Raw genomic sequence first — 14,681 nt, 5'->3', positions numbered from 1 at the left:
GATCACCCACCCCGACGCACCGTCGTCCGCCGGGGTTGGCTGCCGTCTGCATGCTTGCTCTCCGATTTTCGGATTAGCGGAGGAGGAGGTTGAGGAGCGCGATGATGCCGCTGATCGTAAGGAAGAGGATGACTGCGAGCATGCTGATAGCCCCGCAGATGGCGGCGGCGGTGAGGATGAGCTCATCAATGAGTTGGCGAAAATCGCGCAGCTTCTGCACCTGAACCCCATGCCGGTCACTCCACGCTGCCGAATGTCGGTGGCTCCGCCAGGTTCTTAGACGGTGGCGACGGGCCGCGTGGTGATCGGTATGGAATTACAGTCTTGGCGGGACCGGAGCCGTACCGTCTCGCCTGGCTTCTAGTCTGCCTCGGTGGTGCGCAGGGTGCGCATTTCTCGGCACGGTTACCTGCGAGTAACTTCTTGTTGTCCGTCTCGGGAGGTTGGTGGGAGATCCGCTCTGGGTGGTGATAAGTTCCCTTATCGGGGCGAGACGTTGATCGGCTTTCCTTGCCGAGAGCGCCAGGTGCAGTCACTTCGGTCCGATGGGGTCGGACAGGATGTTGACGGGGACGGCTAGGGGCAGGTGGGGAGGCTGCGGAGTCCCGACCATCATCGTTTTATTCCCCCCATAATCCTCGTTATGACCATTGATCATTTTTGTTAGGCTGTGGGGCCCATGCCCTTCCTCCTCAAGGTACGATCATGCAGATCGCTCACAACAGCGACCCTGACACACAGGCCATGACAAGCCAGGCGGACATCGATGGCGCCGCTGGAGACGACCTGTATGAAGTCGCTGTCCTGGCCGCCCAACACGAGGACGGCACCCGTGGCTGGGCGACGGTCTGCTCACTTCCTATACGCCAAGTCGCCGAACAGATGGCAATGGCGCATGTCACCCGTGTGGACATCAAGGTTGAGGTGGTGCAGATCCGGCGCAAAGGAGTGGTCGTCGCCGACTACCGCTCAGACCCGTCATGGTGAGGACACATAATGACGGCTGACCTGGCCTCAGCGCACGGTGGCACACTCGCGTTGCCGCCGGCCCTGCTCGGCTACGCCCAGGACCTCACCATGGCGTGGCTGCTGTCGTACGAGTCGCCGAACACGCGAGACGCCTACCGGCGCGAGATCGAGCGGTGGTTCGCCTTCTGTACCGAGACCGGCCTCAACCCGCTCAAGGCGCGCAAGGCGCACGGTGACGTCTACAAGCGGTGGCTTGAACTCTAGGCCAGAGCGTCGATCCCTGCGAAGACGATGGCGCGGCACCTCTCGGGGGGTGTCGTCGTGGTACGACTACCTGTTTGACGAGGAAGTGATCGACGCCAACCGGTTCAAGGCGACGCGACGGCCGAAGGTGCAGCGCAACCGGAGCGAGACGACTGCGTTGACCCGCGACGAGGCGTACCACCTGGTGGCTGCGGCCGACGCCGACTTCGGGCCGGCCCGGCTGCGTATCGCGGCGTTCATCCGGGTTCTGGTCCATACCGGGATCCGGGCGGAGGAGGCCATCGCGGCCGAGCTCGACGCGCTCGGCTGGGCGCGCGGGATGCGGACACTGCGGATCGTCAGCAAGGGCGACAAGCCGAAGATCAGGCGTCTGCCAGTGGAGACCGCGTACGCGCTCGACCGCTACCTGGAGGACCGGGCGCGCCGCGCCGGCGTCGAGGTGGCCGAGCTGCAGGGGCGAATCTTCGTCACGGACACGGGCGGCCGGTTTTACCGGTCGTCAGTGTCGGAGCTGGTGACGCGGATCGGGCGTCAGGCCGGGATCGAGGCAAAGGTGACGCCGCACGTCCTGCGGCACACCTGGGCGTCGATCGCCAAGGACCTGGGCGCGAACCCGATGGACATCAAGGAAGCTCTCGATCATGAGAGCCTGAACACAACAATGATCTATCTGCACACGGCGGACCAACTCGAAAGAGATCCTTCCCAGTTGGTGGCGTCGGCGATCGAATGACGAAAGTCGGTGACCCGTCGCGAGCAGGCCACCGGCGTTCTTCCTCGCCGTCGCTCATCCCTTCTCAGGGTCACGCATCGGACGCCTTTCAGGCTTATCCGGCTGGGAACGATGCGTCCCCGCTCTCCGCAGGGCTCCCTTTGCTCGGGTGAAGCAACATCAAGGGTACACATGTTCGGATCATGAGTGATCGGACCAAGGATCACGCGAGATAGGCGCGCTGTGATCAAGGCAGAGCGCCTATCTCGCGCGTTCGCATGCAAGGGGGAAAGGTCCGAGCAGCGACGTCTCAGAATCGAGCAGAGCGCGTTTCTCCTGGTCGGAGCTTCATTAACTCATCGCTTGAACCGGGGCACCTTCTTGTACCGGTCGCGCAGGGCCTCTGCCGGACCTGGTGCAACTGCTCGCCCGGCACCCACTCGACGAACTTCTGGTGCACCGCGCCAGCGCCCGACCGCGTGGTGACTACCCACTCACCAGGCCCTCCCACTCCTTCGGTCCTGTCAGGCCCGCGCCGACATGGCCAATGATCATGCTTCGACCTGCGGGGGGCCACTTCTCCTCGAACGGATCGCGTCCCGATCCTTTCAACAGATGTGGCCATTTTCCGGAGCCGACCGGCATAGGGCCTGTCGGTAAGGACGGATCCACCAGCCGCCATCTGATGCGTTCTCGCAGGTAGACAGGGGTGTTAAAGGTTATCTACACGGGGAACTGGTCGATGACGCCGTCGTAGGTTTCCTGGGCGGGTCCGAGCGCAATTTTGGAGTGGATCTCCAGCGAGGTGCGGCATCCGGGGGACGATCTTCGTGGTCAGGGCCGTTTCGGAGCGGCTCAGCGCTGAGCCGATCAGCTGACTGATTCGCAGGCGGGTCGCCGCTCCAGGCGTTCCTCCCGCAGTTGAGCCAGCAGCGCCTCACGCACCCGATCGGCTCGCCGCTCCCGCTCGCACACGTTGGTGGCCAGCCAGTGCGTCAGCCGTTCGGCATCGGCCACGGTGCATTCGCCGAAGTTCAGGAATGTGCGGATCTGCGCCCGGTGGCGCTCGGCGGTGCGGCCTTCAGCCCCAACGCCAGCGCCAGCTTGGACGGGCGGGTCCGGCCGGTCAGCAGATCCGGCTCCTTGCCGATCAGCAGCCAATGCTCGATCAGCTCGTCTTCGTCCAGGGTGCGCGCCATCGGGGTGCCGATCCCTCTTCTACGCTCAAGGAAGATGGCGGCCTGCCGGCCGCCGCGGGCTTGTCTGCGCGGAAAGTGCCGAGAACAGCCGGAGGCGGCATTTTCCTCCCCGAGAGGCCCTTCCATCCTGGACGAACCGGCATCAGAAGGTCCCCGAAACCGGCGAAGTGCCGATGCCTATCGGCAAATCGGCACTTCGCTATGGGCGGCCGGGCGAGGCGACCGCGTCTTCACCTGGAACACCTCTTTCCCGTAACGGGTTGCGTGGTGGCACGGTGTCGGAAGGAAGGCCGGGGGTGTCTGGCAGCATTCCGTGATGACACATGTGGTCACGGGCGGCGGTGATGGCCTCGGGGGTGGAGGCGAACACGTGCCCGGCCGCATCGAGCCGGGCGATCACGCCCAGGGCGTGCAATGCCTGGTGGTGGCCATCGCGGATGCCGGAGACGTACACGGTGATCCCGCGGCGTTCCAGCCGGATGATGGCATCGCCCAGGATGAGCGCGCCGCTGGCGTCGACGGTGGTGACACGCGACATCCGCAAGATCACCACGGAGACGGCGGCAACCTCCGACAGCTCCAGCAAGAAGCGGTGGGCGGCGGCGAAGAACAGCGGGCCGTCCAGCCGGTAGGCGACGATGTGCTCGGCCAGCAGCGCGTGCTCCTGCTCGGTGTGATCCCCCGGCAGATCGGCGCGGATCGGGGTCTCATCCAGGCGGACGTTGCGCGCGATGGCGCGCAACGCCAGCGCGCCGGCCACGATCAGCCCGAGGATGACCGCCTGGACCAGATCCAAGGCCAGCGTGGCCAGCGCCGTCAGCGCCAGCACGATCGCGTCGCCGCGGGTGGCGCGAGCCATCGCCTTGACCGAGCCGACCTCGACCATCCGCACAGCGGTGGCCAGCAACACCCCGGCCAGCGCGGCCAGCGGGATGCGGGCGACCAAACCGGCCCCCAGGTAGACGATCACGGCGAGGATCGCGGCGTGGGCGAACGCGGCCAGCCGGGAGGTGGCGCCGGAACGCACGTTGACCGCGGTGCGAGCGATGGCGCCGGTGGCCGGCACGCCACCGAACAACGGGGTGAACAGGTTGGCCAGCCCCTGGCCGAACAGCTCGCGGTCCGCATCGTGCTTGTGGCTGACGCTCATGCCATCGGCCACCGCCGCCGACAGCAGCGACTCCAGCGCGGCCAGCGCAGCCACGGCCACAGCGGGGGCCAGCAGCGAGCCGAGTGCCGCTACATCGAGGAAGGCCAGTGACGGTGCGGGCAGCCCGGCGGGCAACGCGCCGATCCGGGTCAGCGGCGCCTGGGTCAGCTCTGTCACCACGGTGACGGCCACCACCGCAAGCAGCGAGAACGGCACGGTGGGCCGCCAGCGGGCACCGGCCAGCATCAGCCCGGTCACCGCCAGCGTGATCACCGGCGCCCACCAAGACGGCTCGGCCAGGAAGGTTTGCACGGCGTGCCAGGCCACCACCAGTACCCGGTCGCCGTCAGGGATCGGCACGCCGAGCGCGGACGGGATCTGCTGCAGCGCGATGACACAGGCGATGCCGAGAGTGAAACCCTCCACCACCGGCGCGGGCACCAGCGCCATATACCGGCCCGCCCGGGCCAGCGCCAACGCGATCAGCATCAGCCCGGCCAGCATCCCGACCGTTAGCACCCCCGAGGCGCCGTAGGTGTGCACGATCGGCACCAGCACCACGGTCATCGCCCCGGTCGGCCCGGATACCTGCAGCCCGGACCCGCCGAAGGCGGCGGCCAGCGCGCCCGCGATCACCGCGGTGGCCAGGCCCGCCGCCGCGCCCATCCCCGAGGAGATACCGAATCCCAGCGCCAGCGGCAACGCCACGATCGCCACCGTCAACCCGGCCAGCAGATCCCGGCGGGGATGACGGCCCATCGCGGCCAGCTTGTCGCGTTCGGGCAGCACCGAACGCATACGGGCCCAGCCCGAGGACACTACGGAGCTCACAACGCGCCAGCCCCCGAACCAGTTGCCGAACCGGCCTGCGCCTTCAGCAGCTCATCGAGCAGCTCATGCTGGCCCGCCAACTTGTGGGTGAGCAACTGGCGGGCGGCGCGCAGCAGCTCGGCCACATCCCCGCCGGACAGGCTGTAGACCACTGTGGAGCCGTCGCGATGCGCGCTGACCATGCCCGAGCGCCGCAACACGGCCAGGTGCTGAGACAACCCGGTCGCCTCAACCTCGATAGCGGCCAACAAATCCCGGACCGGCATGGGTTCGTTCTGCAGCAGCTCCAGCACCCGGATCCGCACCGGGTGGCCCAGCAGCCGAAACAGTTCGGCCTTGGCCTCATACAAGGGAACGGAGTTCACCACGCCTGCCCATCCACCCGATCGGCGCCCCCTTCGCCGGGCACCTCGGCCGGCGAGCCGATCTGGACGCCATGGCGTCGTGCGAAGCGCTGCACGTCCTCCCAGTCCGCTTCGGCCAGCAGCACCTGATCGGCATCGCCGTCGTGGCGTGCGGCATCCAGAGCGGCCCACGCGCGGGCCGCTCGCTCCTGCACCGCGGCGACGAACGACTGACTCACCACACCTCCTGCGTCAGAACTCACTGATGCAGGATGTACTAAATTGCGAACATTCGCAAGACGCTCCGCCGATCGACTGTGCCGACCCAGCTCACGTGCGCGAACGCAGCAGATGGCGGCTGGTGAGGCCAGCCTTACCGACAGGCCCATAGCGAGCGCTTCGCTCAATCCAGGGACGAAGCCGTACGCGTACGGCCTGCGGATTGGCCACATCAGAGCGAACTGGCCACATGCCTGGCCACATCTCCGTGGGATCGGTCACATCGGCGCGGACCTGACAGGTCCGACCTGACGCCGAGCGAGCAGGAACACAGCGCGGTCGTCGAACTCATCGCGGCGCGTACGAGACCAGCGGCGGTATCGCGACCGGATACGCCTCCTCGTCGTACGGGTTCGACCCGTTCGTACGCCTGATCGAATCGTCCACTCCGTCACCATAGCGAGGAGGGTCCCGTGGCGCTGCGCCCTCCGTTCCAGTACTACGGCGCCAAGGGCAGGCTGGCCCCTTTCCTGGCTGGGCTGCTGGGGCCGCACGAGGTGTACTGCGAGCCGTTCGCGGGCAGCGCCGCGGTGTTCTTCGCGAAGAAGCCGGTGCAGATCGAGACGATCAATGACATCAATGGCGATCTCGTCGCCTTCATGAAGACGCTGCGCGACCAGCCGCGGGCGCTGATCCGCGCGGTCGAGCTGACGCCGTACGCCCGTGCCGAGCACCAGGCCGCCGAGCTCAACGACACCACCGCGACGGACCTTGAGCGAGCCCGCCGCTGGTGGATCCAGTGCACCCAGTCCCGCAGTGGCGAGGCCGGCGCATCCTGGCGCAGGCCAACGAGCCGCACCCGAGTGAACAACCCCGCGGGGTCGAAGCGCGCTGCCGCGGCGCTGCGCTGGCACGCCGCGCGGCTGCGGGAGGCGTTCGTCGAGAACTGCGACGCGGCCGAGCTCATCTCGCGGATGGACTCACCGCAGACTGCGATGTACGTGGACCCGCCCTATCTCCGCAGCACGAGAAACGCCTTCGGGTCCGGCCACTATGTGAAGGAGATGGACCGCGAGCCCGAGCACGAACGGCTGCTCCAGCTCCTCGTGGAGTGCAAGAGCACCATCGTGCTGTCCGGCTACCGCTCGGCCATGTACGACAAACTGCTCGGAGCGTGGCGCCGCATCGACTATCGCGTTCGGGCTTCCAGTTCGGACGAGCGGCGCCACGCCACCGAGTCAGTGTGGATCAATCGATAGGGCTGCTACTATTGTCGTCCTTCTCGTTGTCCCCGATAACCATAATCCCAAGCCGTCGCCGAAGCCACTTGGCGCCGCTGTGAAAAAGCCAGGCGGCAGGAGCTGCGAGCGGCGCGGATCCCCAACCCTGCCTCATGACTACGTCGATCAAGGCCGCTATTGTCACAGTCCCGATAAATAGCCAAGTGCGACGCTCTGAGGAAAGCACCCAACACATTGCTCGGAACAGCTTTTCCGAAGGGCGCGTTGCTGGTCGCTTAAGCGCGCCACGCAAAGCCCATATTCTGCCGAATTGACGGAAAGCATAGTAGATCTGCATGGCAGGCGTAGCTTTCATCTGAGCGAGGTCATAAAGCTCGCTCCGGATCTCCTCGCTATAGCGGGTTCTATGCTCAACCGGAAGAATGTGCATCGAGAGGGCGACGATCCGTGCAGCCGAGTTTGCCGCCGCAACCGGCTCGTGTCTTCTGTTCAGCCGGCCTGCGGATTGCATTATGCGCGACGAAGGACGCAGCGAGTACGACACCTCGGTTGGCGGCAGGGGCTCAATCATGCCGCTCATGACTTTTGCCAAAATTAGAGCACCCTCAATTGCTCCTTCAACAGCTATGATCTGCTCTATCCGAGATGACGTCCTTAGTGAGTCGAGAGCAAGAATGGGTGGAAGGCATTTATTCCAAATGCCAGGATCATAATGTTGAAGGACTTCTAGGCTAGCGAGAAGCTCTTGTACTCGTTGAGACGTTTTCGCAAGTTGTTGACTCTGGTCTCGGCTCTCGGGTGTTCTGCCGCCGTCACGGACCAGCTTGAGCAGCAGCTCAAAATCTTTGACGAGCCCGAGGGCGAGAAAGCGAACCATGGACGCGGCTTTTCTCGCTCTTTTGGTGGGATTGAGTCCGGGGGAGATCAAGCCGCACCTCCGGCCAGTCGGCCTCTCATGTGCTGAAGGTGGGCCACCTTGTTTTGCGCATTGGCGAGTGCCTGGCGAGCCTTCTCCATTCCGTCTGGCGTAAGCCGGTAGTAGCGGCGGCGTGGGCGGCCTTGCTCATGAGGATCGCCTTCTTCCCAGCGGGACGTCAGCCAGCCCAGCCCCTCAAAGCGGGCGAGGATCGGATGGATGGTGCCCGTCGGCAGCCCGGCTACAGCGCAGATCTCCAACCCGTACATCTCGCGGTCGGGTTCTTCGAGCAGGGCTCGAAGAACCAGTTGAGTGGGCAGCGTCATGCGCGGCCCTGCCTGTTGAGACATGGGTCGTACTCTACCAAGCCCCTAGGTAGAGAAAGACCTCGTCGGCAAGTCTTGTGAACCTCGGCATTGATTTGGAGGCCTGAGCATGGAGGTCAAGCACTACAACCCGACCAACGACATCGTCGAGGCGGTCGAGGTGAACGGCTACGACCTGGACGACATCGTGAAGTGGATCAACGAACACTCCAAGCTGCGCGGCATCGTCGGCCAACCTGCGCTCCCGGGCCGGTCCGCCGAGTACCTCGACGTGCAGACCCCTGAGGGCATGCGGCGGGCGGCGCTGGGCGACTACATTGTGCACGACGGCAGCGGCGCGTTCTGGCCTACGCCGCGGTCAGTTTTCGAGCGCGGCTACGCGCCGGTGGCCGAGTAGTGCGCATCCAGATCCTACGGCTCCCGCTGATGGAGCTCGGCGGTGTCAGCGAGGAACCGTTCGCGCTCATCGTGGACCAGGTGCAGCGCGACGACAACGGCTGGTTGGAGCCTGCCATGGCGGTGTTCGCCGAGCAGATCGGCGCGCGGGGCGTCTGGGTGACTGACCAGACCGTCGAGATCGTCGAACCGGAGCTGCCGCACGTGGTCGACCACGTACCGTTCGACGACCTCACTACGCCGTATGCGGAGGGGATGTGATGGCGGAGATCGCCACGCAGGAGTACCGCATGGTCCGGGTCGACGAGTTGGAGCCGCACCCTGACAACCCCCACCGGGGCGACATAGACCTCATCGCCGGTTCGATCAAGCGGTTCGGCTTCTACGGCTCAGTCGTCGTACAGTCGTCGCGGATGCGGATCATCGCGGGTGAGCACCGTTGGCGCGGTGCGACCAAGGCCGGGCTGAAGAAGATCCCCGCCGTGGTGCTCGACGTAGACGACGACACCGCGCTGCGCATCCTGCTTGCCGACAACCGGCTCGGAGAGTTCGGCGGCTACGACGACACCAAGCTTGTCGAGTTGCTGCAAGGGCTGCCCGACCTCGACGGGACCGGCTGGCGTGACGAGGACCTGGCGGACCTGCTCGACGACCTGGCGGGCGAGATCGATGTCATCGCCGACGAGGCGGCCACGCCGCAACCGCCAGCGCGGTCCGCTCCGGCCACCGCGGCCGAGGACGAGGGCGAAGGCGGTGACGGCGACCTCGAGGACGAGGAGTCCGACGAGGACGACGTCGAGGAGGCTGCGCCGTCTGCGCCCCGGCCGAAGACCGGGATAACGGTGGAGCTGATCGTCACGTTGACGGCTGCCCAGCACGCCGAGGTGACCGAGCTGCTCGACCGGATCCGTGCCAGGGACGGTGAGGCGCCGCTGCCTGAGATCGTGCTCGCAGCGCTGAGAATTCACGCAGATCGTTAGCGGTTCCGCATACGAGCAAGGAGGGCGGCTCCCTCATGGCTGATCAGCAGCGCAAGCTGGAGATCTCCAAGCGCCGCCACCAGGCGTTGCAGATGCGCATCGCTGGCGTGAGCCCCACGCTCATCGCGGAGCGGCTGGGCTACTCCAGCCCGCAGGCGGCGAGCACCGATGTCACGCGGGCGCTGCAGAAGGCGGCCAAGCAGGAGCAGATGGCGGCCGAGCACCTGCTGCACCTTGAGCTGGACCGGCTGGACCGGATGATGGCCGCGGTCTGGCCGAAGGTGCTCAAGGGCGAGGTCAACGCCGTCGAAACCTGCCTGAAGATCATCAACAAGCGTTCTTCGCTGCTGGGCCTGGATCTGATCAACCGTAATGGCGCGGCCGACAGCGACATGGTCAGCCTGCTAGGCAACATGCTTCTTCAGCTTCAGGCCCGCCACAACATGCCGGACCCGGAAACCGACGTGATCCTCGAAGCCGAGGTCATCCAGGGCGAGATCGAGTACGACGACAGCGGGGGTGAAGCGTGAGCCTCACCCTGGCCGTGCGGCTCTCGCCCAAGCAGGAACGCTCGATCGCCGAGTCGGACGCGCGCCTGAACATCTGGTGGGGCGCCATCCGCAGCGGGAAGACCATCGCGTCCTTGCTGCGCTGGGTGATCTTCGTCGCGAATGCACCACGCGGTGGGTCGCTCGTGATCGTTGGCAAAACCGCCGACACGATCGCCAGAAATGTGTTCGACGTGCTCACCGACCCCGCGATCATGGGGCCGATCGCCAAGCGCATCACCTACACCCGCGGGGCACCGACTGCTGTGATCTTGGGCCGCAAGGTCGAGATCATCTCCAGCAACGACGCCCGTGCTGAGAACCGCCTGCGAGGCATGACGGCGGCCGGCGCGTACGTGGACGAGGCCACGCTGATCGAGCGGCCGTTCTGGGACATGCTGCTCAGCCGCCTGTCAGTGAAGGGCGCGAAGCTGTTCGCTAGCACGAACCCGGACTCGCCATCGCACTGGCTCAAGAAGGACTTCCTCGACCGGGCGCACGAACTAGACCTCAAGAGCTGGCACTTCCGCCTCGACGACAACCACAGCTTGGACCCCGCCTACGTCAAGGCGCTCAAGAGCGAGTACAGCGGGCTCTGGTACAAGCGGTTCATCGTCGGGCTCTGGGTGATGGCTGAGGGCGCGATCTTCGACCAGTTCGACGAGGAGCGCCACGTCGTCACTGAGCTGCCGCTCATGGAGAAGTGGCTTGCGACGGGCGTGGACTATGGCACCGTCAATCCCTTTTCTGCGATCTTGGTTGGCGTCTCCACCCCCGACCTCAAGGGGCACCGCCGCATCTACCTGGCGTCCGAGCTGCGCTACGACTCCCGCGTCGAACGCCGTCAGCTCACCGACGCCGAGTACTCGCAGCGGCTCACGGATTGGCTGGACAACATCCCCAACCCGCACGGCCCCGGGACGCGCGGGGTGCGGCCGGACTGGCTGCTCGTGGACCCGTCCGCCGCGTCGTTCATCACGCAGCTCTACCGCGACGGCCACCGGCCGGTGCAGGGCGACAACAGCGTGCTGGACGGCATCCGCACCATGTCCAACCTGATCGCCGCCGACCACCTCAGGGTCCATGCCTCCTGCACGGGCTTCCTGGACGAAGTCGCGAGCTACGCGTGGGATGAGAAGAAGGCTGAGCGCGGCGAGGACGCCCCGGTGAAGATGGATGATCACTCCCTCGACGCGGCCAGGTACGCGCTGCACACTACGCAAGCCGCGTGGCTACGGCTCCTTGAACCCGTTCCCACCTTCTGAATTGGGCTCAGGCCGAGAGGTCACCGCTTGCTGTTGACCAGCCTTCTCGTCGGGAACTACCGCTCGTCTCCAATGGGAGTCCCAGATGGGGTCGTCCGAAGCGGGCCGCCCACCGAGGCTGGCCAGCGGCTCATGCGCTGCGAGGTGTCGCCGGACAACGTTGACGAACTCCCGCCGTTGAGCTTCGATCCGATCACGCATGGGGAACCACTCTGCCCCGGTGGCGAGCCCCGCTTTGACCTGGATGTGGATGCGCCATATCACCGTGTCGATCGTGTGAGCCGCTTCGACGATTTCCTTGGCGCCGATCAAGTTCACCATGGCCAGAGCTTCGTTCCACGGTCTCCAGTCCAGGGCGGCAGGAGCAGTACCCGGTGGTGAGCAGTGGCCGTGCATCATAGATAGTTCGATGGTCACGTTCGATGACTCACGGAGAATCTGGGCGCAGGCTTCCATCTGGCGGTCGCGCAGCCAGTGCCTTTGCTGTGACCGGTTGCTGACGTTGCCACCGACAACAACTCCCAGGAGTGTTGCGATCATCGCGCCAAGGGGCGCGATGATCAAGGTCCAGGACTGCGTCATGGTGACAGCGTCGCCCCGCGGGCCGCTCTTGTCGCCAACTCTCGCGGCCATAGTTTGAACCCTTTGAAGACGCGCACGTGGCTGGCTTGTGGCGGGTCGGCCGGTGCGCCTGCTCCGCGCGGACTTCCCCGGTACGCGCGTCGAGCGACCGGTGCGGCCCGACCCCATGCTGTTGAGGGGCAGCGCAGGGTCGGGCCGCACCGCCAGACCATCTCACCCTTTAGGGAGACGCTGTGGCCGACTTCACCTTCAACATCGCGCTCGGCCGCGTGGCCGAGTTCTACTGGCGGGTCAAGAACGCCGACCCGTCCGGCTCCACGCTGGTGGTCGCCGCGCTGGTCACCAGTGGCCTGGAGACCGACGCGGTACTGCGCGACAAGGACACTTTGGCCGACGTCGTCATCGGCTCCACCAACGAGGTCGCGGTTGGCAACGGCTACGCCCGCAAGTCGCTGACAGCAGCCGACCTCAACGTGGTCGCGGCCGACGACGCCAACGACAGGCTCGACCTCGACATTCCCGACCAGACGTGGACGAGCGTGCTGGCCGCCTCCGGCGGCTGGTCCAAGCTCGTCGTCGCCTACAAGCCTGCGGCGGCTTCACCTGACTCGGCGATCATCCCGCTCACCTGCCATGACTTCGTGATCTCGCCGGACGGGTCAGACGTGCTCGCGCAGATCTCCGCTGCGGGGTTCTTCCGCGCCACCCCGGTGTAGCAACGCCAGAGGGGTCTAGCCTTGACGACTCTGACCAACTCCTTCAACGGCGGTACCGCCAACGCAGCCATCACAGTCGGCAACTCGGGCGGCGCCAGCGGCAACGCCTTCACCAACATCGTCGGCTTGGCTTACTACACCACCTCGTTCACGCACGGCCCTGGCCTGGCGGTGATCAACCCAGGGGTGGACAGCGACACACACGTCGACTGGCAATCGGCCGCGATGGCGGGCGATGTGTTCTGCTCGCGTCTGTACGTGTACCGGACCGGCTCCTTCACCGGGTTTCGCGCTCTGTTCGCGCTGATCGGCCCCACGGGGATCGTCAGCAAGGCGTGGATCAACAGCGACAACAAGATCTACGTCTACACCAGCTCGGCGACCAGCAACGTGGCCACCACGGGGACGGCGATCCCGGCCGATCAGTGGGTGCGGATCGAGTTCCGGTACACGATCAACTCCGCGGGCAACGGCACCGTCGAGGTGTGGACCTACATCAGCGCCGACTCCACGACCCACACGAACTACGTGTCGTCGGCGACGGTGGCCTGGCCAGGCGGTAAGCCGTCCACGGCGGAGTTCCACGTGACGAGCGAGTCGTCGGGCCGGGTCTACCTCGACGACCTCGCGATCGGCCCGACCAAGCTCGGCCCTTTTGGAGGCGGGCCCATCACGCGGACGGTCGGTCAGGTGGGCGGCGGCCACCAGGCGCTGCCCGTAGTACAGCGCAAGCGGCGGCTGCTCGCTCAGCCCGTCTCGCAAGAGACGGCAACCTCGATCAAGTCGGTGCATCGCCGCACCGTGGGCACGGTCGGTGAGGCCGGCGCGGCGCAGCCGATCAGGCCCATCAAAGTCCGCACCGTCGCAGCCGCCGCGCAGACCAACGCCGCTACCGTCGTCAGGCCGGTCCGGGCTCGGCTTGTCGGCCAGGCACGCGAGGGTGACGACGCTGAAGCCGTGATCGTGCGCGGCGGCCGTGGTGTCGACGCCGCGGTGGAGACCGAGTCGGCGCTGCCGATCCGCGCTGTAAAGATCTACCGCGTCGGTCAGGCCACGGACGTCAGCGCCGCACTGGCGGCCCGGCCCGCCCGCGTGCGGCTGCTCGGCACGGCTTTCGACCGTGACCAGGCTGCCGTGGTCTGGAAGATCCACCGCCGCACGCTCGGCACGGCTGGCGAACACAACCTGGCCGGCCGACTGTTCACCGGGACGCTCGGTCACGCCCGTACCGGCGAGACGGCGCTGCCGATCACGCCACTGCTGCACAAGAGCCAGCCCCTGAAGGCCGGGATCATCCGTACCGCGTGGCAGGCGGCCACACCGACAACTCGGTGGGAGACGGGCCAACCCGCGCCGACGTGGGCAGCGTCTACGGCCCGCGTCACCTGGAGCGCTGGACGGCGACGTATCCGCTGGTCGGCATGCTCGCCGCACACGTAGGGAGGGCCACGTGGAGGGCATTTCCTGCCTGTCGAAGGTTTACCTGTACATCCCCATCGAGGGCGCCTCAGGCACAGAGGGCGTGGAGGTTGCCTTCACAACTGCTGGGGTCGAGCCCGTCGAGGGGGACTGGCAGCTCGCCTCATGGGGGCAAGTCAGCGGTCGCGGGCGGGAGGCCCGCATCCTGATCGGCCCCGGCGCGGCCCAGCTCACCGAAGGCACCTACCAGGCGTGGGTGCGGATCACCGGCGCGGTCGAACGGCCGGTGCTACCAGCCGGGCTGATCGACCTCATCTAAGGAGTCTCCCATGGATCGTCCGACGACCGGCCGCATCGTCCGCTACCGGGGCGAGCAGGGGCTGCACGCGATCCGGGCGGCGATCGTGACCGCCGACGTGGAAACGCTCGACCCCGAAGGGGTGCGCCTGGGCGCGGTCCCGCCGCTCGATTCCGCCTTCCACGTGCACCTGTGGGTGTTCACCCCTGGCCAGCAAGGCGGGTTCCACGAGTACAACGTCAGCCCCGGCGCCGAGCCGGGCTGCTGGTTCTGGCCCCCGCGCACGTGACCGAACCGATCGAAGAG

The 14,681-nt window shown here is 66.2% G+C and carries 22 protein-coding genes; 13 read left to right on the top strand and 9 right to left on the bottom strand.

Annotated elements, in window-relative coordinates; genetic code table 11:
• Positions 1-73 precede the first annotated feature (73 nt).
• The gene (locus DQW85_RS45305) at positions 74-220 is read right to left on the bottom strand and encodes a hypothetical protein (protein WP_162795830.1); all 147 of its coding nucleotides are present in this window, start codon (positions 218-220) and stop codon (positions 74-76) included.
• A 485-nt stretch (positions 221-705) separates the two neighbouring features.
• Here DQW85_RS45305 and DQW85_RS42440 point away from each other — a divergent pair, with 485 nt between their 5' ends.
• From DQW85_RS42440 to DQW85_RS42435, 3 genes are read left to right on the top strand one after another with little or no spacing between them, the layout of a single operon-like run.
• The gene (locus DQW85_RS42440) at positions 706-987 is read left to right on the top strand and encodes a hypothetical protein (RefSeq protein WP_113705392.1); all 282 of its coding nucleotides are present in this window, start codon (positions 706-708) and stop codon (positions 985-987) included.
• A 9-nt stretch (positions 988-996) separates the two neighbouring features.
• Positions 997-1,233, top strand: a complete 237-nt coding sequence (locus tag DQW85_RS45300) for a hypothetical protein (protein WP_162795829.1) — start codon at positions 997-999, stop codon at positions 1,231-1,233.
• Positions 1,234-1,282: 49 nt separating this feature from the next.
• On the top strand, positions 1,283-1,966 hold the full coding sequence (locus DQW85_RS42435; protein ID WP_162795828.1) for a tyrosine-type recombinase/integrase: 684 nt from the start codon (positions 1,283-1,285) through the stop codon (positions 1,964-1,966).
• Between the two features lie 849 nt (positions 1,967-2,815).
• Here DQW85_RS42435 and DQW85_RS47420 read toward each other — a convergent pair.
• The 5 genes from DQW85_RS47420 to DQW85_RS42415 all read right to left on the bottom strand — a co-directional run bounded on the left by DQW85_RS47420 (position 2,816) and on the right by DQW85_RS42415 (position 5,708).
• On the bottom strand, positions 2,816-2,962 hold the full coding sequence (locus tag DQW85_RS47420) for a hypothetical protein (protein ID WP_476703630.1): 147 nt from the start codon (positions 2,960-2,962) through the stop codon (positions 2,816-2,818).
• Positions 2,963-2,979: 17 nt separating this feature from the next.
• Positions 2,980-3,144, bottom strand: a complete 165-nt coding sequence (locus DQW85_RS47415; protein ID WP_240197786.1) for a hypothetical protein — start codon at positions 3,142-3,144, stop codon at positions 2,980-2,982.
• Positions 3,145-3,343: 199 nt separating this feature from the next.
• Positions 3,344-5,092, bottom strand: a complete 1,749-nt coding sequence (locus tag DQW85_RS42425) for a SulP family inorganic anion transporter (RefSeq protein WP_113705389.1) — start codon at positions 5,090-5,092, stop codon at positions 3,344-3,346.
• 29 nt (positions 5,093-5,121) lie between these two features.
• Complete coding sequence (locus tag DQW85_RS42420; protein ID WP_113705388.1) at positions 5,122-5,493, bottom strand: ArsR/SmtB family transcription factor; 372 nt, start codon at positions 5,491-5,493, stop codon at positions 5,122-5,124.
• Positions 5,487-5,708: a hypothetical protein gene (locus tag DQW85_RS42415; protein WP_113705387.1), complete on the bottom strand. Its 222-nt coding sequence runs from the start codon at positions 5,706-5,708 to the stop codon at positions 5,487-5,489. Before DQW85_RS42415 ends, DQW85_RS42420 begins: the two co-directional genes overlap by 7 nt.
• Before the next feature lie 453 nt (positions 5,709-6,161).
• Here DQW85_RS42415 and DQW85_RS42410 point away from each other — a divergent pair, with 453 nt between their 5' ends.
• Positions 6,162-6,947: a DNA adenine methylase gene (locus DQW85_RS42410; RefSeq protein ID WP_113705386.1), complete on the top strand. Its 786-nt coding sequence runs from the start codon at positions 6,162-6,164 to the stop codon at positions 6,945-6,947.
• Here the strand turns inward: DQW85_RS42410 and DQW85_RS45295 are convergent.
• The gene (locus DQW85_RS45295) at positions 6,937-7,857 is read right to left on the bottom strand and encodes a hypothetical protein (RefSeq protein WP_162795827.1); all 921 of its coding nucleotides are present in this window, start codon (positions 7,855-7,857) and stop codon (positions 6,937-6,939) included. The two genes, DQW85_RS42410 and DQW85_RS45295, sit on opposite strands and share 11 nt — an antisense overlap.
• Positions 7,854-8,171 carry a PadR family transcriptional regulator gene (locus DQW85_RS42405; protein ID WP_113705385.1) on the bottom strand — a complete coding sequence of 106 codons (318 nt, stop codon included), beginning with the start codon at positions 8,169-8,171 and terminating at the stop codon, positions 7,854-7,856. The genes DQW85_RS45295 and DQW85_RS42405 overlap by 4 nt, the downstream gene beginning before the upstream one ends.
• A 109-nt stretch (positions 8,172-8,280) precedes the next feature.
• On the opposite strand from DQW85_RS42405, the gene DQW85_RS42400 reads away from it, so the two are divergent.
• Genes DQW85_RS42400 through DQW85_RS42380 form a run of 5 tightly spaced genes read left to right on the top strand, consistent with a single transcriptional unit; the run spans position 8,281 to position 11,360 of the window.
• Positions 8,281-8,568, top strand: a complete 288-nt coding sequence (locus DQW85_RS42400; RefSeq protein WP_113705384.1) for a hypothetical protein — start codon at positions 8,281-8,283, stop codon at positions 8,566-8,568.
• A complete protein-coding gene (locus tag DQW85_RS42395) occupies positions 8,568-8,828 on the top strand; it encodes a hypothetical protein (protein WP_113705383.1) in 261 nt (86 codons plus the stop codon). The genes DQW85_RS42400 and DQW85_RS42395 overlap by 1 nt, the downstream gene beginning before the upstream one ends.
• Positions 8,828-9,547, top strand: a complete 720-nt coding sequence (locus tag DQW85_RS42390; protein WP_113705382.1) for a ParB/RepB/Spo0J family partition protein — start codon at positions 8,828-8,830, stop codon at positions 9,545-9,547. The genes DQW85_RS42395 and DQW85_RS42390 overlap by 1 nt, the downstream gene beginning before the upstream one ends.
• A 35-nt stretch (positions 9,548-9,582) precedes the next feature.
• A complete protein-coding gene (locus DQW85_RS42385) occupies positions 9,583-10,077 on the top strand; it encodes a hypothetical protein (protein ID WP_113705381.1) in 495 nt (164 codons plus the stop codon).
• A complete protein-coding gene (locus DQW85_RS42380) occupies positions 10,074-11,360 on the top strand; it encodes a PBSX family phage terminase large subunit (RefSeq protein WP_113705380.1) in 1,287 nt (428 codons plus the stop codon). The genes DQW85_RS42385 and DQW85_RS42380 overlap by 4 nt, the downstream gene beginning before the upstream one ends.
• Here the strand turns inward: DQW85_RS42380 and DQW85_RS45290 are convergent.
• Positions 11,328-11,942: a hypothetical protein gene (locus DQW85_RS45290; RefSeq protein WP_162795826.1), complete on the bottom strand. Its 615-nt coding sequence runs from the start codon at positions 11,940-11,942 to the stop codon at positions 11,328-11,330. The two genes, DQW85_RS42380 and DQW85_RS45290, sit on opposite strands and share 33 nt — an antisense overlap.
• Before the next feature lie 233 nt (positions 11,943-12,175).
• Here DQW85_RS45290 and DQW85_RS42375 point away from each other — a divergent pair, with 233 nt between their 5' ends.
• Genes DQW85_RS42375 through DQW85_RS42360 form a run of 4 tightly spaced genes read left to right on the top strand, consistent with a single transcriptional unit; the run spans position 12,176 to position 14,664 of the window.
• On the top strand, positions 12,176-12,658 hold the full coding sequence (locus DQW85_RS42375; protein ID WP_113705379.1) for a hypothetical protein: 483 nt from the start codon (positions 12,176-12,178) through the stop codon (positions 12,656-12,658).
• 21 nt (positions 12,659-12,679) lie between these two features.
• Positions 12,680-14,098, top strand: a complete 1,419-nt coding sequence (locus DQW85_RS42370) for a hypothetical protein (protein ID WP_113705378.1) — start codon at positions 12,680-12,682, stop codon at positions 14,096-14,098.
• Positions 14,099-14,108: 10 nt separating this feature from the next.
• On the top strand, positions 14,109-14,396 hold the full coding sequence (locus tag DQW85_RS42365; protein WP_113705377.1) for a hypothetical protein: 288 nt from the start codon (positions 14,109-14,111) through the stop codon (positions 14,394-14,396).
• A 10-nt stretch (positions 14,397-14,406) separates the two neighbouring features.
• Entirely contained in the window at positions 14,407-14,664 is a 258-nt protein-coding gene (locus DQW85_RS42360; protein WP_113705376.1) for a hypothetical protein, read from the top strand.
• The last annotated feature ends 17 nt before the right edge of the window (positions 14,665-14,681 follow it).

It is taken from the genome of Nonomuraea lactucae (assembly GCF_003313395.1).
Lineage (GTDB): Bacteria > Actinomycetota > Actinomycetes > Streptosporangiales > Streptosporangiaceae > Nonomuraea > Nonomuraea lactucae.
Note: the sequence above shows the minus strand (reverse complement) of the source record. Positions and strands in the feature narration are given on the sequence as shown.

Coding starts and splice junctions, on each gene's coding strand:
- DQW85_RS42440 (WP_113705392.1), top strand. CDS start 706: ATGCAGATCGCTCACAACAGCGACCCTGACACACAGGCCATGACAAGC.
- DQW85_RS45300 (WP_162795829.1), top strand. CDS start 997: ATGACGGCTGACCTGGCCTCAGCGCACGGTGGCACACTCGCGTTGCCG.
- DQW85_RS47415 (WP_240197786.1), bottom strand. CDS start 3,144: ATGGCGCGCACCCTGGACGAAGACGAGCTGATCGAGCATTGGCTGCTG.
- DQW85_RS42425 (WP_113705389.1), bottom strand. CDS start 5,092: ATGCGTTCGGTGCTGCCCGAACGCGACAAGCTGGCCGCGATGGGCCGT.
- DQW85_RS42405 (WP_113705385.1), bottom strand. CDS start 8,171: ATGACGCTGCCCACTCAACTGGTTCTTCGAGCCCTGCTCGAAGAACCC.
- DQW85_RS42400 (WP_113705384.1), top strand. CDS start 8,281: ATGGAGGTCAAGCACTACAACCCGACCAACGACATCGTCGAGGCGGTC.
- DQW85_RS42390 (WP_113705382.1), top strand. CDS start 8,828: ATGGCGGAGATCGCCACGCAGGAGTACCGCATGGTCCGGGTCGACGAG.
- DQW85_RS42385 (WP_113705381.1), top strand. CDS start 9,583: ATGGCTGATCAGCAGCGCAAGCTGGAGATCTCCAAGCGCCGCCACCAG.
- DQW85_RS45290 (WP_162795826.1), bottom strand. CDS start 11,942: ATGACGCAGTCCTGGACCTTGATCATCGCGCCCCTTGGCGCGATGATC.
- DQW85_RS42360 (WP_113705376.1), top strand. CDS start 14,407: ATGGATCGTCCGACGACCGGCCGCATCGTCCGCTACCGGGGCGAGCAG.